The sequence below is a fragment of the Pontibacter rufus genome, from assembly GCF_015694705.1.
Lineage (GTDB): Bacteria > Bacteroidota > Bacteroidia > Cytophagales > Hymenobacteraceae > Pontibacter > Pontibacter rufus.
This window is the reverse complement of record NZ_JADQDR010000004.1, coordinates 333,555-352,680: the sequence shown is the minus strand read 5'-3', so window position 1 is coordinate 352,680 and position 19,126 is coordinate 333,555. Positions and strand designations below refer to the sequence as shown.

11 protein-coding genes are annotated in these 19,126 nt (G+C 50.3%); all 11 read right to left on the bottom strand.

Features of this window, described 5'->3' with window-relative positions:
* Positions 1 to 11: 11 nt before the first annotated feature.
* Positions 12 to 392: a glycine cleavage system protein GcvH gene (gene gcvH / locus I2I11_RS09500; protein WP_196267443.1), complete on the bottom strand. Its 381-nt coding sequence runs from the start codon at positions 390 to 392 to the stop codon at positions 12 to 14.
* Between the two features lie 62 nt (positions 393 to 454).
* On the bottom strand, positions 455 to 7,639 hold the full coding sequence (gene sov, locus I2I11_RS09495) for a T9SS outer membrane translocon Sov/SprA (RefSeq protein ID WP_230680009.1): 7,185 nt from the start codon (positions 7,637 to 7,639) through the stop codon (positions 455 to 457).
* A gap of 14 nt (positions 7,640 to 7,653) precedes the next feature.
* A complete protein-coding gene (gene ruvA / locus I2I11_RS09490; RefSeq protein WP_196267442.1) occupies positions 7,654 to 8,247 on the bottom strand; it encodes a Holliday junction branch migration protein RuvA in 594 nt (197 codons plus the stop codon).
* Complete coding sequence (locus I2I11_RS09485; protein WP_196267441.1) at positions 8,244 to 10,526, bottom strand: NADP-dependent malic enzyme; 2,283 nt, start codon at positions 10,524 to 10,526, stop codon at positions 8,244 to 8,246. The genes ruvA and I2I11_RS09485 overlap by 4 nt, the downstream gene beginning before the upstream one ends.
* A gap of 266 nt (positions 10,527 to 10,792) precedes the next feature.
* Positions 10,793 to 12,319: a lytic transglycosylase domain-containing protein gene (locus tag I2I11_RS09480; protein WP_196267440.1), complete on the bottom strand. Its 1,527-nt coding sequence runs from the start codon at positions 12,317 to 12,319 to the stop codon at positions 10,793 to 10,795.
* Between the two features lie 9 nt (positions 12,320 to 12,328).
* Complete coding sequence (gene gatA, locus I2I11_RS09475; protein WP_196267439.1) at positions 12,329 to 13,765, bottom strand: Asp-tRNA(Asn)/Glu-tRNA(Gln) amidotransferase subunit GatA; 1,437 nt, start codon at positions 13,763 to 13,765, stop codon at positions 12,329 to 12,331.
* On the bottom strand, positions 13,762 to 13,983 hold the full coding sequence (locus tag I2I11_RS09470; RefSeq protein WP_196267438.1) for a Sec-independent protein translocase subunit TatA/TatB: 222 nt from the start codon (positions 13,981 to 13,983) through the stop codon (positions 13,762 to 13,764). Before I2I11_RS09470 ends, gatA begins: the two co-directional genes overlap by 4 nt.
* An 18-nt stretch (positions 13,984 to 14,001) precedes the next feature.
* Positions 14,002 to 14,214, bottom strand: a complete 213-nt coding sequence (locus I2I11_RS09465) for a Sec-independent protein translocase subunit TatA/TatB (RefSeq protein WP_196267437.1) — start codon at positions 14,212 to 14,214, stop codon at positions 14,002 to 14,004.
* A 1,092-nt stretch (positions 14,215 to 15,306) separates the two neighbouring features.
* Positions 15,307 to 16,542, bottom strand: a complete 1,236-nt coding sequence (locus I2I11_RS09460; protein ID WP_196267436.1) for a murein hydrolase activator EnvC family protein — start codon at positions 16,540 to 16,542, stop codon at positions 15,307 to 15,309.
* Between the two features lie 76 nt (positions 16,543 to 16,618).
* Positions 16,619 to 17,371: a lipoprotein insertase outer membrane protein LolB1 gene (lolB1, locus tag I2I11_RS09455; RefSeq protein ID WP_196267435.1), complete on the bottom strand. Its 753-nt coding sequence runs from the start codon at positions 17,369 to 17,371 to the stop codon at positions 16,619 to 16,621.
* The gene (locus tag I2I11_RS09450) at positions 17,364 to 19,124 is read right to left on the bottom strand and encodes a tetratricopeptide repeat protein (RefSeq protein WP_196267434.1); all 1,761 of its coding nucleotides are present in this window, start codon (positions 19,122 to 19,124) and stop codon (positions 17,364 to 17,366) included. The genes lolB1 and I2I11_RS09450 overlap by 8 nt, the downstream gene beginning before the upstream one ends.
* Positions 19,125 to 19,126: the final 2 nt, after the last annotated feature.

Here is a 19,126-nt window from a genome sequence, read left to right as displayed (position 1 = left end):
AGGCTCAGCAATTATTGGCCAATCACTTCGCGGTAATCGTCTGCCGACAGCAATTCGTCTATCTCAGCTGTATTATCTATCGACATTCTGATGATCCAGCCATCGCCGTAAGCATCAGAATTTACCAGCTCGGGGCTGCTTTCCAGCTTCTCGTTAAACTCAAGCACAGTGCCGCTCAACGGACTGAACAAGTCAGAAACTGTCTTTACGGCTTCTACAGTGCCAAACACATCGTTTTGGGCAACTTGCTTGTCTACAGTGTCAATGTCTACATACACGATGTCGCCGAGTTCGCTTTGTGCAAAATCCGTGATGCCTACATAAGCTATATCACCTTCCACGCGTATCCACTCGTGATCTTTGGTATACTTCAGGTTTTCTGGTAAGTTCATTTGTTCTGTTAGTTTATACTATTGCTATCCAAAAATACGGCCTTTTTCGGAATGCCAAAACTTTATTGCAAACTAACGCGCAGCTGAATGCCTCCCTCTGTCATACTGTTACGGAACGACGTAGATATTTTTGGATCAGATACGGTGCGCAACACATAAAACTGTAAGTTCAGGCGCTGGCTCAGCACATAATCGATGGTAGGGCGCAGCTGCAGTTGGCGCGTACCGTTGGTGATCTGGTTCTGGCTACGCTCCTGGCCGTTGTCATCGCGTGCAATGGCGCGCTGTACGGTCTGGTTGTCACGCACCGAAAAGTCGAGCCGCATCGTCAGCTCATTTTCCAGCACCTTGCGCTCACCGCCAATCTTAAACGGAATGCGGAAGCGTGTAGTGGTATAGCCCAGCCCGATTACGTAGTCCTTTACGTGCGTTTCCGTTACCTGCGCGTTGGTTAGGTTCAGCGACAGGTTGCGTTCCACTTTATACTCCAGGCGGCCGGTCAGGTTGGTCTTCGTACGGAAGTTAATTCCAATCAGCGGGGCCAGCCGTTCCGAAACGGTGAGCTGGCTTACAATATAGTATGGCTCAATGCGGCCAAACTCATTCAGCTGATTTGGGAAGCCTGCCGGCTCCTGGTTATAAGCCAGCGAAGTGGTAAAGTTGGTAATGTTGTAGTTGGCGGCATAAGCATGCGTAAGATTTACCTGGCTGAACCACTGCTGGAAGAACGGCAGTGTAGACAAACCATTATAATCAATGCGCCAGTTAGGTATGGGCAGGCGCTTGAAAGGGTTTTCTGCTTTGGCTTTATACCCGTTGATGTCGCGGCCCTGGTAAGCATACACAAACGACTTGATAAGCACATCCTGTGAGTTTAGAGTATAGCCGGAGTCTGTAGCGACTTCATTGGCTGCCTGCAGGCGATCGCGCACCACATAGCGGTTAGCGATAAAGTTATCGAATGCTGCGGAGGTGCCATCACTTGTAGACTCAAATAAGGTACCCAGCGCCATAAAAGAGGTACTGAAAGCGCCGGAGTTAAACGGGTTCTGGCGCTGATCCATGTCGCTTACGTCACCAAAATCGTCATACTCTTTGCGGTAAAACACTTCCTCAATTCTGGACAAGTTACGGCGTACATCGAGCTGCACGTTAAAGGTTTTAAACGGCTCCAGGTTGGCCTGTGCTGTAAAGGTTTCGGTAAGTATGGAGCTAAGCGGCGTGTTCAGGTACTGGCTGCTGTCGGTGTACCAGCCATTGCTGTTGGCGCGGTCATACAACTGGTCCAGCTCATACTGCCTGCCAAGTATAAACGGCAGCCCCGGCGCGTCAAATTCGTCATCAAAGCCGAAGAAGGCGGTGGTAGGCAGGTAGCCTGGCAGCATGGTACCCCGGTTTTGCAGGTAGGTAAAGTTAATGGACCGGGTCATCATCAGCACTCTTGCCAGCGATTTTACAAATTTCAAATCTGGTTTTGGCTTCGCAGCGGCCGAGTCGCCGGGAGCAGGCTGTACCTGGCCGCCCGCTGGCGCTGGCGTATTAACGGCACGCAGGAACTTCACCTTGTTGTACAGCTTCACGATATCGAATTTGCCATTTACGCTGAACTCTGTGCTGTTTTCCACGGTATTACCCAGTTGGAAGGTGGTGTCCTGGTTGAGGGCAGTGGAGCCGGCTGTCCAGATATACGTGGCGGCATAACGCGTTTCAGCGCCAATCCAGTCGGTTAGCGGAAACTTATCCAGCGGCAGTTTATAGTTAAGAGCTACCAGTTGGTTAAAGTTGGTGTTGCGGCCACCGCGGCTCAGGTTCTCCCAGATAATTTTATTCTTATACTGAAGTGAGTCAATGTCACTGTCAATGCGGGCATCAGGCTCGTCTATTACAGCGCGGTTAGTAGCCGTATAGTCCAGCGACAGGCTTTTGCTCAGATCCCACTTCAGATCATAAATGCGGTTAAAATAAAAGTACTTCTGGAAGGTCGGGTCAATGCCGCGCGTAGTGATAAGTCCCGTTTCGGAATCGCGGCGCTGCAGGAATGTTTCGTTGTAGCGGCGATCCAAATCAGCCCGGAAGGTAAAACTGCTTGGCATTGGTGTAAAGTTCAGGTCTTTTATCAGGCGCAGGTAAGGCGAGTTGAGCGCTTTAGCCTCGGCAAAAGGCGTATAGTTCCGGGGCGTATTGGCGTAATTGTAGGCCACAGCCGCATTATAGGTTTTGGTATAATCCCGATCCGTTTCGATGTTGGTAAACAGACGTTCGGCATAAGAGTAAGACAGCGACAGGTTCTCTATGTCGTAAGGCCTGATTTTGTCATCGGGGTTGGTGCGCTCTTTATGCACGTTCAGCAGGCTGATGCTCTTGCGGGTTTCGCGCGTGGTAACTTCTCTCTTATACGCTGCCCGGGCTTCCTTGTCTTCCCCAAACCGCGAGAGCGACTGCTCCAGCGGCACATCTTTGTCCAGCGGATCGTACTGCGGTTCGCTGTTAAGTGTACCATACTGCACCGACACCGGCACCTTGATGCCTGACTTTTCCGGTAAAAACTTATCGGCTGCAATATTAGCATTCACGTCAAACAAAGCGATGTTTTCGCGGGATCGCTGCGCAATCTTCTGCTGCAGTCCGCCAAAGCCTACAGTAGTATAGGCACCTGTTGCGGTAACGTTGGCAAAATCGGCCAGTTTGGTGTTGAGCCGGGCATTAGCAGCCCAGCCCGACTGGTTTTTGAAGTCAGTTACGCGCAGTTCATCTACCCACATACATACCGAGTGCGGGCGTCCGTCATCGTTAGGTTTGCGGGGGTTGCGTATACCAATCATCACGCCCTGAACTTCGCTCAAATCGGGATTACCCAGCACGCGTATGGTCTTGCCGCCGATATGCACTTCATAAGGCTGGTAGCGATTATAGCCACCCGGCTGAATGTTGCGCAGTACTTTGGCATTTACAAACTCATCCAGGGCAATATCCACTTCATTCTCTAAAGGCCATATTTCCCGCTCACCGGTACTGTTGGGCGGCGTCATTTTAAGCGGGATCACGTACTCGTAATAATTTTGTGTATAGTCGGTACCAATACGGATAAAAGCTTCTACTTCGTCGTCGTTGGTGTTCAGATCCTGGGTTTCAGCGTGCAGAAACATTTTCAAGCGCTTGTAAGTAAGCATGTCCAGCGAAATGTTCTTGTAAACAGCTTTCGAGAAAGAGTCTTTTAAATCTTCCACGCACAGCTGCAGCGACTGCTCATTCTGGCGGCGGTTGGTGGTAGAAGCATAATCGCGCAGGCGTTCGATACCGGGAGGCAACACGTATGGTGTAGCGCCTTCGGTAGCCTGCCCGTTCTCTTCGATGTTTACCGTAGATATAGTGAAGGCTTTGGCATCACCGGTACAGGTCAGGCAGGGAGCGCCGTCCGTAATAGGCTGCTGGTACTGGCGCCACTGGTTGGCCACAAACTGGAACTGCACAAAACGCATTACCACCGGGTCGGCAAACTGTGTCAGGTATAGGCGCATAAAGCGGATAGACTTGAAACCGTTGATATTGCCGACGGTGCCGGTTGGCTGGCGCACCGGTATCCGGAACTGGTACCACGTTACCTCATCACCGTATATTTGCTGGCTTACGGCATCTACTATAAAGTTTTGCCCTACATTCAACTGGCCCGGCTTCAGATTAATTTTATACTCGTAATACTGCTCCACATCGTTGATGACGTTGTCCTTGTTCAGGTCCTCTTTGTCGGGAAAGGCATAGTTGGAGAAGCGGCTGTTTTCGGGCGAGTTGTTTTCCATGCCATTGTATAGCTTGTAGCGGGCAAGTATACCGGCATCCTGCTCGTCGTAATACGGGTCGAGCTGGTAGCGGAAGTTGTCTCCGGACGGGTCATTCAGCACTGTTTGCGATGGCGTACCCGGAATCTGGTTCAGGAAGCTGCTCTGGAAAAAGCTGCGCTCGTCTTCATCATCCAGGCCATCCAGGCCAATGTCCTGAAACTGGCGTGCACCCGGTATACCTGTAAAGGCATCTGTCAGGAACTGCTCCGTTGTAACGCGGCCCCAGATAGTTTCCTGCACATTCTGCAGGTTTCCTTCGGAGGTGGGCAGACCATTCTCAAACTCGTACTGGTTGTCCTGCAAAATATCTTCGGACACGCTACCCAGGTTCAGCACCAGTTCACCGCCATCGTTGCTCTGAATGGGGTTGCCTTCCGCATCCTTGCGCCCGTTGGCCCCGCTGATGAACGGGTCCATCAGCCAGAACTCGATATACTCGATATTTGCATTATCAAAATCCGTATCAAAGGTTATCTCACGGCTGATACCGCCATAGTTATCGCGCGGGTCGCCGGCCAGCAGGCCCTGGGGGGTCAGATTCGGATTATAGTTATACTGGCCACGTTCGCGCGGGTAGTAAGCCAGGTCAAAGGTATACTCATAAGTATTAGATACTTCCGGGTCGCGACCGGGGAACACCTCGTCGCGGCTTACGGCACGCACGTAGTGGTTCTGCAGCTCTTCTTTGGTGATGTTGGATGGTTTCAGGCCGTCAGCATCGCGGTAAAATATCTGGTCGATGGTATACCAGGCCAGCCGGGCGCGGTTATAAGCATAAGCCAGCCCGGCGCCAGGTATCAGCGGTGCCGGCGTAGAGCCCAGGCGCCAGACAGAGTTATTAAATCCGCCAAGGCTATAAGGGGTTTCTGCGCCTTCAAAGTCATCCAGGTAAGAAGTGCCGTCTTCGTTTACCGGTGATTTTGTTTTGGAAGGAACAAGCTGCGCAAACTCTCCGCTGAACGTTACAGTAGACGGTACTTTGGTTTCGATCAGCGGTATGGCGTCTGTCAGCCGCGTCAGGAAGCGCGACTCTTTCTGCAAATTAACATCAAAGCCATAGATGGTGTTATTCGTTGGCTCATCGCCTATACTTACCCGGTCGATGTATGCCTGCTCGCTCATATGCAATGCAGTAGCGCCCAGGTTGATGTCGTCGCTCAGCCGGTAGTCGAAGCGGGCACCCAGCAGAGAGCGTGGCTGTATGTTGAGCAGGTCTGCTTTTTCGTACGTTACCCGCAGATCGCTGGCCGAACTGATATAGCTGGGATTCAGTATTTTGATACGGCCCAGGTCATAAAACACCTGGTAATCTGTGCCTTCTACCAGGCGGGTGCCGCCTGAGTAAACAGCCACGGAGCCTTCGGCCACCCGGAATCCCGGAAGCACAATTTCATCTGTGGAAGAGGCCTGAAAACGGCCCTGCAGGTAAAATTTCGCTTTTACGCTGTTCTGCTGCGCATCAGTCTGCGTCTGGTCGTATAGTTCCTGAAATACGTAGCGGTCGATCAGCTCGTTACGGCCTTCCAGTTTGCTGGCCAGGTAACTGCCAAATGGCTCCACTTCCGGAAAGAAAATGCGGCCCGTTTCCGGATCAACCGTAATACCCGGCAGAAAGTCGAAGTTACCATCACTGGGTTTGTCGTTGTTGGTGTTTACGTTATCCAGGTTCATCACCTCTACCAGGGGCACGTTCTGGATAGGGCTCACCTCTTTCAGGCTGGTGATGTCTACGCCTGTCTCATCATCTTTATAGATGATTTTCATCTGGAAATCTTCACGGTTCAGCTGCGTGGCATCCAGGCTGTAGACGTTCTTCATCATCAGATCCCAGGTCGGGTAGTCGAGTGAGGGGTTGGTTGCCTTCAGCAGCTTCATGTGTATCACCTGCTCATCCTGCAGGTTCTGATAGTCGTCTATCATTTCACCTACCTGGTAGGTTTTGCCGTTGTACGTGTACTCAAACGCCACGCCCAACACCTGGTCGGGCAGCAGGGTTGTATTCAGGGAGATGTAGCCCAGTTGTGGGTTAAATTTATACTCATTCGGGTCCAGTTTGCGGGCGCGCACATGCTCAAAGTCGATGCCTTTTTCCAGTCCCTGGCTGCGCAGGTAGGCGTCTACATTGGCATTGTCGCGGGCCTGGGGGTTGGTAAGCAAGGCGTACAGCGCGTTGGCGCCGTTGTCGGCCGGGGCAGTGGCCGGTTTTGTCTGAAACTTATCACGAAATGGATCTGCTTCGCCCAAATCCATGTAGGCCACCATGTTGCGCAGGTTCTCGGTAGAGCGGTTGCTGTTGGTTACATACAGCTCCAGCCTGCGGATAACGATGCCTGAGTTTACGAGCGGCAGGTTCTTGAGCGCACCGGTATAACGATCCCGGAAAAACTGCGACAAATAGAAATGCCGATCCTTATCGTAATTGTCTATTCTGATCTCGAAAGGCTTGTTTTGTGCGCCATTCTGAACAACTACCTCGTCGTTGCTGCCACGTACGCTGGACGCAATGGTGGTAACAGCCAGGCGGCCGAACTGCAACTGCGCTTTAATACCAAACAGGTTCTGAGCGCCCGTAATCAGCGAGTTGTTGAGCGGCAGGCTTACATTACCCGCCTCTACTTTGCGGATAATTTCTTCTTCATAACCGGTATAGTCCAGCTTCATGTTGTTCTCAAAGTCGAAGTTGGCGTTATTGTCCCAGTTAAAGTTGATGCGCATTTTCTCGCCTATCTTGCCGACCAGGTTCAGGGAGATGTTCTGATCAAACTCAAAGTCGCCGGTGCGCTGCTGGCGGAGCGGAATGGTGGGATTTTCGTTGCGGTTAAAACGGGCGCCGAACTTCAGCGATACATTACCGTTCGGCTGGATATCTACAAAGTTACCTCCAAAAATGCGATCGAAAACAGGGCTGATGTAAATCTTGGGTATCAGGCGGTTGCTGCTCACCACACTTTCGCCGTCCAACCCTGCTGATTTTTCGCGCCAGTAGCTCCGGATAGCTTCCCGCTGCTGCCATTCCGAATATTGCTGCATCGTCATAGACGAAGGCGTGCGATAGTTTACATCGCCTAATGTTTCTGTAATGTTATATTGTTGCAGGCTGTCATCCAGAACCACGTTCAGCTTCAGATTGCTGGGTGGGCCCAGCAGCAGGGGGGATAAACTCGGGCGGGTGCTGAATGGGCTGCCACGCCGATCAGAAGGCACAAACGTAGGGCGCCGGCTCGGAATGTATGGTTGTAATTTGGTGGAGTCTATTTTAGCTGTATCCTGCAGGACCAGATTTTGCAGCATCGTAAGCTTAAACCGGCCAGGTACGCGCAATGCTGCCGCATGCGATAACCACGCCAGCATGGAAATACCTGCAACCATGGCAAGGAGCAGGCCGTTTTTTTTACTTTTCCGAATCAAAAGGTTATATGCTCTTAAGAAGATTTCAACGCAAATTTTATCAGCTCCTCTACGCTCAGGTTACTTCCTTCGCGTTTAATAATGCTGTCCAGCGTTTTTTCGGCTACATTTTTGGCAAAGCCCAGCGTCACTAACGCTGATAACGCTTCAGCCCTTATCGTATTGTGCACCCTTGCTGGCGCCGACAGGGCATCTGTCGTCAGCACCTCTTTTCTTATTTTATCCTTCAGCTCCAGTATAACACGCTGGGCTGTTTTGGCTCCAATGCCTTTTACCTGCTGTATCGTGCGTACATCCTCCCGAACAATGGCTTGTTGTATCTCGTCCACCGACAATGAGGAGAGAATCATCAGCCCGGTATTGGGCCCAACGCCGGAAATAGATATCAGTAGCAGAAATATTTCCTTTTCGGCAGCTGTGGTAAAGCCATACAACGTATGCGCATCTTCTTTGATGTGCAGGTAAGTCTGCAGTTTGCAGCGCTCACCGGCGGGCAGTGCGGAATAAGTGCTCAGCGGTATTTTAATCTGGTATCCCACCCCATGCACATCAATGATGACGTAGGTCGGGTCTTTATAGGCCAGCTTGCCGTCGATGTAGGCTATCATACATTTAATATATGCTGCGTTGTATGGTTCTGCGCATCTACAACGGCAATGGTTACCATATTTACAATATCCCGGATAGAGCTACCCAGCTGTAAAATGTGCACCGGCTTGCGCATACCCATCAGTACCGGCCCGATGGTTTCAGCGCCGCCAATTTCCTGCAGAATTTTGTAGGCGATGTTGCCGGAAGTAAGCGTTGGGAAAACAAGCGTGTTCGCCCCTTTCTCTGCCAGTTCGCTGAACGGATAGTGCTCGCGCAGCAGGTCGCGGTTAAGCGCTGTATTAGCCTGCATTTCCCCGTCGATTATCAGGCCCGGGTAACGTGCTTTTGCTTTTCGTACGGCTTCGGCAGCCTTATTCGGTATGTCGCCGCGCACAGATCCAAAGTTAGAGTATGATAGTATGGCCACCCGCGGCTCGGTATCAAAGAAGCGGACAGTACGGGCGGTCAGACCAATGATGTCAACTAATTCATCTGCGGTTGGGTTCACATTTACAGTAGTGTCTGCAAAAAAGTATGGCTCTTTTTTATTCAGGATGATATACATGCCCGCTACCTTGTTAACGCCTGCTTCTACGCCGATTACCTGCAGGGCCGGCAGTATGGTTTTGGAGTAATCGCGGGTAAGGCCGGAAATAAGTGCATCGGCAGCGCCGGTTTCCAGCATCATACTCCCGAAGTAGTTCCGATCACGCACCAGGCTGCGTGCATCGAACAGCGTAAGGCCTTTGCGGTGGCGTTTTTTATACAGCAGTTGGGCAAACTTCTCCCGCTCAGCATCCTCCTCAAACGGGTCCATGATGGTAACGCCCTCCAGTTCCAGGTGGTTCTCTTTGATGATGTCCTCAATCCGGCTGCGGTTGCCCAGCAGAATAGGATGGGCAATATGCTGGTCGCGGACAATCTGGGCAGCTTTCAGTATTTTGAAGTGGTCTGCCTCTGCAAACACCACCGTTTTAGGGGCTTTTTTCGCCTGGTTGGTGATGCGCGTCATTAGTTTCTGATCCAGACCGATGCGTTCCTGCAACTCCTGCTCATAGGCCTCCCAGTTTGTAATAGGGCGGCGTGCTACCCCGCTTTGCATGGCGGCTGCGGCCACCGCCGGTGATATCCTCGTTATCAGGCGCGGGTCGAGCGGTTTTGGTATCAGGTAAAATCTGCCAAAGTTAATAGTATTGTCGCCATAAGCTTTAAGTACCAGATCAGGCACCGGCTCTTTGGCCAGCGTGGCCAGCGCGTGTACGGCAGCCAGTTTCATGGCCTCGTTTATCTCGGTGGCACGCACATCCAAAGCACCCCGGAAGATGTAGGGAAAACCGAGCACATTGTTTACCTGGTTCGGATGGTCGGAGCGGCCGGTGGCCATGATCAAATCCTCGCGCATAGCCATGGCCAGCTCGTAAGATATTTCCGGATCAGGGTTAGCCAGTGCAAAAATAATCGGATCCGGGGCCATGCGCTTTACTAATTCGGGCGCCAGCACGTTACCGGCCGACAAGCCGATAAACACATCAGCGCCTTCCATTGCCTCTGCCAGTGTATTTATTTTACGGGTGGTCACAAACTGCGCCATGTAAGTATCCAGATCGTTGCGCTCAGGCCGGAGGATGCCATCTTTGTCGAACATCACGATATTGTTAATGTCCGCACCCAGGGCCACGTATAGTTTGGTGCAGGCAATGGCAGCGGCGCCGGCGCCATTTATCACCATCTTAACCTCGTTGAACTTCTTGCCGGTCAGTTCCAGGGCATTCAGCAGCGCAGCCGATGAGATAATAGCTGTGCCGTGCTGGTCGTCGTGCATCAGCGGGATGTTCATCTGCTCTTTCAGCGCCATCTCAATTATAAAGCTTTCGGGCGCTTTGATGTCTTCCAGGTTAATGCCGCCAAACGTTGGCTCCAGCGATTTCACAATCCGGATAAATTCTTCGGGATCTGTGCAGTCTATCTCAATATCAAAAACATCTATACCGGCAAACTTCTTAAACAGTACGCCTTTGCCTTCCATTACAGGCTTGGAGGCATCCGGACCGATATTTCCTAAGCCCAACACGGCGGTGCCGTTCGAGATAACACCTACCAGGTTGCCTTTGGCCGTATACTTGTAAACGTTGTCTTTATCTGCGGCTATTTCTTTGCAAGGTTCGGCCACGCCCGGTGAGTAGGCGAGCGCCAGGTCGTGCTGGGTGCTCACCATCTTGGTCGGAACTACCTCTATCTTCCCCGGCTTCCCGTCAGCATGATAGTTCAACGCGTCCTGTTTGTTTACTTTGGTCATTGTATGCGGTATTTGTGCTGTTGTTTTGCAGTTTGGTTAATGTATTTTTTTGTCTTATCCCGGGCATAACTGCGCTAAAGACCAATTTCATAAGAAATTGTGGTTAATCAAAATGCAGGCCTCAAAGATAAGATCTATAAGCGCTACTTGAAGCAGAAAGTATGATTTCTTTAACAGACACGGCCCGGAAGCTGCATATAGACAGCTATACACATAAAAGCACCTTCTTTCCGGAAGGTGCTTTTATGTGTATTATAACAGGACAGCTAGCTGACGATAAGCTTTTGCCCCGGCTTTATTTCGTTTGATTTTAACTTGTTCAGCTTTTTGAGTTGCTCCACTGTCATACCCTTGTAGCGTTGCGAAATGGTCCAGAGCGTGTCGCCGGGTTGTACGTGGTAAACGGACGGATTTTTATTAAGGGGCTCAACTGCTTTTTGTGAGGCAGCATCTTTGCCGGCTGTTGCTTCTGCCGGCGCTGTTGTGTTAGAAGCAAGCAGTGCCGTTGCCTCAGCCTCTTCTGCCTGATATATCACCAGTTCCTGATTTGCCCGAATGTTGCTGCCCTTCAGGTGGTTCCATTCTTTCAGTTGGGCTACTGTTACATGGTGTTTGTCGGCAATCCGGAGGAGGTTGTCGCCACGCTGCACCAGGTATGCTTTTTTCTTCGGCGTTGCGGCAGGGGTGGCTGCAGCTTCTTTCCGGGTTCCCTTAGCGGTGGCAAGTAAAACGGGCGGTTTTTCAGGACTGGTTTCTATGACTGGTGCCGAAGCAGGGGCGGCTGCCAACAAAATGCAGCTTCTGTCTTTGGCAACAAGGGCCATGCGCTGCGCCGGAATCCGTAACGGATATTTGCGGACATGAGCAGGCAATACGGTTTTTTTTATTTCCGGGTTCAGGGCCAGCAGTGCTTCGGGTTCCATTTGCAACTCAACTGCCAGCTTTTCCAGATCCAGCGAACGGCTCACCAGCATCGTGTCTACTTCGGTGGCATAAAGTATGGAGTCGGAGAAGATGTTGTGTTCCGGGGCATACTTCATAGCATAGATAACGGCCGTCATGGACGGAATATAGCCGCGCGTTTCTTTGGGCAGGTAAGGGAAAATTTCCCAGAAAGTTTTTTTTCCGCCGCCTGCTTTGCGGATAGCTCTGTTTACGTTTCCAGGGCCGCAGTTGTAAGCTGCCATTGCCAGTTCCCAGTCGTCGTACATCTTATACAGGCGCCGCAAAAATTTCATGGCGGCCTCCGTGGACTTTTCCGGATCCATACGCTCATCAAAATACTGATTCTGGCTCAGGCCGTAATCTTTGCCGGTGCCGGGCATAAACTGCCAGAGCCCTACGGCCCCTACACGCGAGGCTGCTTTGGGGTAAAGGCCTGATTCTACAATAGAGAGGTATTTCAGATCCTGGGGCATGTTATACTTGGCCAGGTATTTCTCGAAGAGCGGGAAGTATACATTCTCCCGCGTCAGCATGTTGCGTGTATACTTGCGGTTGCGAATGGTAAAGTAATCAATAAAGCTCCTTACATAGCTGTTGAATGTCAGGGGGATGGTGGCCTCAATACAACTGAGGCGGTCTGCAATCACTTCGTTTGGCTCGTTGGGAATGTATTCCACGAGCAAAGCCAGTTCCTCCGGGGTAAGCAGGGGAGCGTCAACTTTAAATTTAAGGGAATCCTCTGCAGAAGGGTTTTCATGCAAACGGCTGTAATCGGCAGCTTTCGCGCTATAAGCGGAAACGCTACAGATTACAGCCGCAAGTACTGTAAAGAGTTTTGTATAAGTCATGGGTAACGGTTATGCTTCAACGGTTATCTTATCCAGGATATAATTCGAAAAAGCAAGCAAAGCAGGCTCCCCGAATGAGCGGGACATCAGCTGTAACCCAATGGAAAGGCCGTTGGCATCGCGCCCGACCGGAATAGAGATAGCCGGTACGCCTGCAAGCGACGCCTGAACCGTAAAGATATCGGCCAGATACATAGCCAACGGATTAGCTGTGTTCTCTCCCAGTTTGAAAGCTGTGGTGGGAGCGGTAGGCAAGATAAGAAAATCGTATGTCTGAAGCAACTCGTCTGTTTTTTCCTTTATCAGACGGCGTACCTTCTGCGCTTTGGTATAATAGGCATCATAATAATCCGCACTCAGCACAAAAGTGCCCAGCATAATGCGGCGCTGCACCTCCAGGCCAAAACCTTCTGCCCTTGTTTTTTTATACATAGAGGAGAGGTCGGTTGCGTTATCGGTGCGGTAGCCATACTTCACCCCGTCGTAGCGGCCCAGGTTAGAGCTGGCTTCTGCTGTTGTCAGGATATAATAGGTTGGTACAATATAATCGAGGTAGGGGAAATCGACCGCTTCCACGGTATGCCCAGCCTCGCGCAGCATATCTTTTATACTTAAAATACTGTCTTTTACTTCGGCGTCCAGCCCTTCACTTTCAAAGCAATCGCGGATGTAGCCGATCTTATACCTGGTGTCTGTAGCCAGCAACCCGCTGTAAGCAGGCACGTCGCGCTGGCTTACGGTGCTGTCGTATGCATCGGGGCCGGCCATTACTTCCAGCAGCAAAGCGGCATCTTCTACGCTTTTAGAAATAATGCCAATCTGGTCGAAGGAGGAAGCATAGGCGATAAGGCCGTAGCGTGAAATGCGGGAATAAGTGGGTTTGAAGCCTACAACGCCGCAGAAAGAAGCCGGCTGGCGCACAGAGCCGCCGGTGTCGGACCCAATGGAAGCCAGGCATAAATCCGCCTGTACGGCCACTGCCGAGCCACCCGACGAACCGCCGGGCACGCGGCTGTGATCATCCGCATTTAGTACCGGGCCAAAGGAAGAATTTTCGTTTGAAGCGCCCATCGCGAACTCATCGCAGTTCTGGCGGCCAATAATTACAGCATCTTCGGCCAGCAGGCGCTGCACGGCTGTAGCAGTATAAAGCGACTTAAACCCGTCCAGAATCTGGCTTGATGCCTGCAGGCGGTGGCCCTGGTAGGCCAGCACGTCCTTAATACCAATTACCATACCTGCCAGTTTGCCGGCGGTGCCGTTGGCTAGTTTGCGATCGGCGGCATCTGCCTGAGCAAGGGCTTCCTCGTCAAAAGTTTCCAGGAAAGCGTTCAGTTCTGCCTTCTCGTTTATATTCCGGAGGTATTGTTCTACCAATTGCCTGCACGTAACCTCACCGTTAGTTAAGTCCGTGCGAACGTCGCGTAGTGAGTTATACTGTTTCAACCTATCTTCGGCTTGTTGTCATCGTCCTTTACAGAACGCTCTAATTCATTTTTGATTTCGTTCGTAGCGTCTTTGAATTCACGTATGCCGCGGCCAAGGGAGCGGGCAATGCCCGGAATGCGATCAGCGCCAAACAACAGAAGGAACGCTAAGAAAATAACCATCATTTCGCCTCCTCCCAGATCCCCCAGGAAAAGGAAAACATTACTTAAAAGCATATCAGATAAAGTAAGTTGTTACTTAACGCGCGGATCCTCTTTGGCGGCCGCTTCAAACTCATCTTTAGCATCTTTCGAAGCATCTTTAAACTCACGGATGCCTTTGCCCATACCTCTGGCCAGTTCCGGAATACGCTTAGCGCCAAAGAGTAGCAGAATAGCGAGCAGAATCAATAAAATTTCTGTGGTGCCTAAGCCGCCAATTAATGCGAAAATGTTGGTAGTACCCATGGTTTAAATCTTTTGAGTGTTAGTACAAAATTAGGAGTTATATTTTAAATAAACCCGCAACAGCGCAGATAAGTTTAATGTGCTGTGAGGTTGTAGCTTATTTACGATGCAGCCCCGGTGTCAGATTGGTAAGCAGGAATCTATATTCTCCGGGTAAAGCTACGGTGTAGGCCAGCATCAGTGCTATACTTTAAGCCGGATAAGTTTCTGTTTTTGTAAATGAAGCAGCTTATACTTTAAAGGCCAATTACCTGGATACCTGTTGAGGCAGGCACCTGTATAATCAACAACTTGCACGATGTATTTTGTGCTTCCTGCTTAAATAAATCTCCAGCTAGTTAAGTCTGTCTGACGCGCTGGTGCAATAAAGTAAACGTTTCCCCTGTCCTGGAAATTATTTCCAAGGCAGGGATTTTGATGTAGGTACAATAATTTTCTTCATCTTGTTACTCAGGATGTTGTGAAATTCCTTAACTTTGGCCTCGCATTGTAAATGGGTTATGGTAACTTTGCGCTATGCTATTTAGCTGAACTTTCCTGCGAAAAGCGCTTAAAGCCGGCAACAGGAAAATATTTGTCCATTATTTAATATTTAATTAGATTTTACGCAACTTATATCTATAAAACTAAGTATATAGATATAATAATGGAATAAAGCTTTAAGTTTGCAGGCAGTTGCATGTTTGCTGCCAAAGTTGTATATTAGATTCAGAAATTAAAGCAGATGTATTGCTGTAACACCCGGCACATTTGTTTATTATAAATGTATTAAGTTTGTTTTCATAGCTTGGAAAGGCACCCTGCACTGTGGGGTGTTTTTTTTGCGCCATACTTTGGCCCTAATCAGCTTATTGTGCCTGACAGGCAGCTATCTGCTTAATCCGACATACCTGTAAAAAGCAACCGGGCAGCAAACACGCCGTCTGCCACCCGGATCTGGGCAAGTTATACTACCGTTGATATAAGTATGAGGCGGGAATAAACTTAAAGTATAATCAAGGTATAGGAAAGGTATAAGCTGTTTGCTCCCAATAGCTTATACCTGAAGGCCTCTTGTCGATCGCCAGGTTTGTTTTGTCCTGCTACTTACTTTTACTTATGCAGCAGCCAGGTAGCCGGGTTGAGGTTCGCGCTGTTTTTCCATACCTGAAACTGAAGCTCTGTCGTTCCGTTCGGGTCGGTATATACGGTGCCGATAACGTCTTTTAGCTTTACCGTTTGGCCAGGCGATACGCTGACAGTCTTTAGCTTGGCATAAACTGTAAAATATTCGCCGTGCTGTATCATCACAATGTTGTTCATGCCGGGTACGCTGGCTACAGTCAACACCTTGCCTTCGAAAATAGCCCGGGCAGTGGCGCCCTGTGTTGTCTGGATATCAATGCCGCGGTTTTCTGTTACCACACCTTTTAGTACCGGGTGGTTGTGGCGGCCAAAGCCCTGCGAAATAAAGCCGCGCTCCACCGGCCACGACAGATGCCCCTTGTTACCGGCAAAAGAGGAGGAGATAAGCGCTGTTTCGGGCGTAAGAGTAACTTTGCCTGCGCCTGCGCTTGATGCTTTACCGGCAGCCCGCGCCTCCCGGGCTGCCCGGGCAATTTCTTCACGCACAATATCGGCAATCAGCTTGTCCAGCTTTTTGACGGATTGCTGCCGTTGCGCCACTTCCTGCTTTAGGTTCTGCTCCTGCTTGCTGAGTTTGGATACCACGCTGTCCTGCTGCACTTTCAGGCCCTGGAGGTTTTTGTTTTCAGCGAGCTGCTTGTTGAGCAGGCTTTCTTTTTGTTTCTTTTTTGATTCGAGGACGTTAAGCTGGTCGGTGAGCACAGCCTGTGTTTTGTTGATCTGTGCTACCTGTTTTTTGCGCCCTTCGGAATACTGCTGCAGGTAGCGCAGGCGCATCACCAGTTGGTTAAAAGAGTCGGAAGCAAACACAAACATAAGTTTGTTGTAGCTGTTGGCCGTTTTGGAAGCCGCGTATACCATGGCGGCATACTCTTTTTTAAGCTTATCCAGGTCGTTCTGGAGCGCTGTTACTTTGTCCTCCGTTTCTTCTACATCCGACTGGATGTAGTTGATTTCTTTGGAGATGTTGCGGATAACGCCTTTTTGAACCGTTATCTTTTCTTTAATAGCATTTAGCTGGCCAATAGAGGCCTGTTTCTGCACCTTGGTTTGCTGCAGAATACGGTTGGCTTCTTTAATGCGGTTGAGGTTTTCCTTTTTCTCTTTCTGCAGTTGTGCTTTCGATTTTTGCTTCTGGGCCAGGGTAGCCAGCGGGAAAGACAATAGCAGTAAGAAAAAGGCTAATTTATAAAGGGCCTTCATCAATAGGTTTGGTTCTTCTATACTTGGTGTACAAATATGGCAAATCTATAAGTGAAGTACCAACCCGCTCCGGGATTTAATTCAATGCAAGGCGCGTATAGCCGTCAGGAATGCTGAAAGGGAAGGAAAGAATTTCGTCGGTAACGGTTACTTTGCTGTGGTTGAGGGTGAAGGAGGAGGTGCCTCCTTGTTGCAGGACCTGCGCTGCCAAAGTATAAGCAAACGGCACACTGCCTACCTCCTGAAAGTCGTTATACTTCACGGCAATGGTGTTGCCTGTGTTTTTGTCCTGCACGTCCAGCCGTTGCAGCTTGTTATTCTGAAGACCGATAAAATAATCAAAAAGGAGGTTCTGGCGCATTTGCTGCACATGCTGCATGCCTTCGGCATCTATTACTTTTTCTTCACCTTGTGCCTGATAGTTGCCCAGCAGCAAGGCCTGAAGCACCTCGAAACTGACATCCACCTGAAACTTGTTGCGCAGGAAAGTATAACCGGCAACGGTGTACTCCCTTTTCAGGCGATCCATGATATAAACCGAGTCCTGGGTCAGCATCATGCGGGCTGCTTCTATGCCGAGGCCTGGCTGCACCGACACCCAGATAACACTGTCTTTTTTCATGCGCAGCGACAAACCGGAGGTTAACTGGTTGCCTTTGTTACTGAGACTGATTTGGCTTTTGGCCGTCAGGTAATTAAAGTCAAGGTTGTTTACGGTTACTTTGCCGATGGTTTTGGTGTTGACAGAGGCGGTGGCAGGTATAACTTCTTTTTTACAACCAGCCAGCAACAGCACAGCAAGCAGGCACCCCAGCAGGTATTTACTCATAAAGCTTTTTCTCTTTTATTTTTTTGTCGATAAAAGCCGAGGTTTCGCCTTTGAGCTTTGCTTTCTGCCACTGGCTGACAGCCTCTTCTTTCATACCCAGCTTATACAGTACGTCGCCGTAATGCTCTACCATGGTGGCGTCATCAGAGATGGCAACCGCCTGCTCCAGGTATTTGCGGGCTTCGGTATAGTTACCCATTTTATAAAGCACCCAGGCGTAGGTATCGAGATAGGTAGGATTGTTGGGGAATTTTGTGACGAGGCGCTCTGCCATCGTTTTGGCCTTCGGTAAATTCTCGTTGCGCAGCGACAGAAAGTAACTGTAGTTGTTGAGCACGTGCTCGTTGTCAGCATCCTGCGCCAGCACCGCATCGTAGGCCTCGTCTGATTTTTTGTAATCCTTTAAAGCATTGTAACTGTCGCCGAGCTGCATGTTAAATTGCATAACCAGTTCCTGCTGGCCGTTTGAAAGGATTCTTCCGCGCTCCAGCGCCTTGGCAGCTTTGTCATAGTTTTTCTCGATGAGGTGGCCGGTGCCGTTGTAGAACCAGAAAATAGCCTGATTCGGGAACAACTCCAGCGCCTGCTCTGAGTGCTCTACCATGGCCGCTGTCTGCGTAAGTTCCGCATCGAGCAATACCAGCTGCTGCCAGATTTTAAAATGGGAATCGTCCAGCTTTACTGCTTTCAGGTAATTGTCGCGGGCAGCTTCTTTCTTGCCAACTATGGTTTGCAGATCACCGGCTACAGCATAGGCCTTGGCTTCTTCGGGATGTGCTTGTATGGTCAGGTCAGCCAGTTCCAGTGAGGTTTTCTCCAGTTCCGGGTTCGGCAGCTGGCGTATAAAGTCCACCAGGATGCGCACTTTGGTATCAATATCCAGTTGTGGGCTGGCAAAGGCAATCTTAACTTCTTTTTCTGATTCGGCCAGGTTGCCTTTCTGGCGGTTCAGATCCGAGAGCATCAGGTGCGCGAAGGGATTGCCGGGTTCCAGGCGGAGTGCTTTGTTCAGTGTTGCAATGGCCTCGTCGGTTCGCTGCGTGGCATTGTACAGCTCAGCTTGTGCCAGGAAATAACGCACTTCGGTAGGGTTGGCGGCTAACAGCTTTTCACCTTCGGCAATGGCTTTGTCCGTATTTTTCTGGCGCAGGTATATCTGCTGGCGGTTTACCAGCAACTGCTCCAGCGGGCCAAACTGCTTTTCAATGCGGTCGTACGTCTTCAGGGCATTATCGTACTGCGACTGCGATAAGTATAAATCGGCCAGGTTGAAGAGGTATTCCTCCGAGTCCGGCACGTTTTTGATGAGATCGTTGTAGGTTTGCGCTGCGGCGTCGAACTGTTTCTGCTCCGCAAAGGTTTGGGCCAGCAGCAGGTAACAATAGGCATTCTTGCTGTCATGGGCTACAGCAGCCTGTGCAAAAGGCATTGCCGACTTTGCGTCCTGTAGCGCCATGTATGTTTCCGCAATTTTATAGTTGAGGCCACCGTTGTCAGGGGTAACGGTATAGGCTTTCTGAAAAAGCTGGAGGGCTTGTTGATAGTCCTCCAGCATATAATATTTCAGACCATCCAGAAACAGGGCTTCGCTTATCTGCTTGTCGCGCTCCGACGGCTCCTGCGTTTGAGGAGTTGGCGCGGCGGCCTCTTTTGCGGCTCTGGCTTTCTTTTTAGAAGACTGCGCAAAGCCTGGCGCTACAGCAAGTATAGCCAGGCAGCAGGAGGCAAGAACAATGTTTCTGAATCTGGTCATGT

Excerpts from the sequence above, each read along its gene's own strand:
- lolB1 (WP_196267435.1), bottom strand. The coding sequence starts at position 17,371 with ATGAGTAAATACCTGCTGGGGTGCCTGCTTGCTGTGCTGTTGCTGGCT.
- I2I11_RS09470 (WP_196267438.1), bottom strand. The coding sequence starts at position 13,983 with ATGCTTTTAAGTAATGTTTTCCTTTTCCTGGGGGATCTGGGAGGAGGC.
- I2I11_RS09450 (WP_196267434.1), bottom strand. The coding sequence starts at position 19,124 with ATGACCAGATTCAGAAACATTGTTCTTGCCTCCTGCTGCCTGGCTATA.
- I2I11_RS09480 (WP_196267440.1), bottom strand. The coding sequence starts at position 12,319 with ATGACTTATACAAAACTCTTTACAGTACTTGCGGCTGTAATCTGTAGC.
- I2I11_RS09465 (WP_196267437.1), bottom strand. The coding sequence starts at position 14,214 with ATGGGTACTACCAACATTTTCGCATTAATTGGCGGCTTAGGCACCACA.
- ruvA (WP_196267442.1), bottom strand. The coding sequence starts at position 8,247 with ATGATAGCCTACATCGACGGCAAGCTGGCCTATAAAGACCCGACCTAC.
- I2I11_RS09460 (WP_196267436.1), bottom strand. The coding sequence starts at position 16,542 with ATGAAGGCCCTTTATAAATTAGCCTTTTTCTTACTGCTATTGTCTTTC.
- I2I11_RS09485 (WP_196267441.1), bottom strand. The coding sequence starts at position 10,526 with ATGACCAAAGTAAACAAACAGGACGCGTTGAACTATCATGCTGACGGG.
- gcvH (WP_196267443.1), bottom strand. The coding sequence starts at position 392 with ATGAACTTACCAGAAAACCTGAAGTATACCAAAGATCACGAGTGGATA.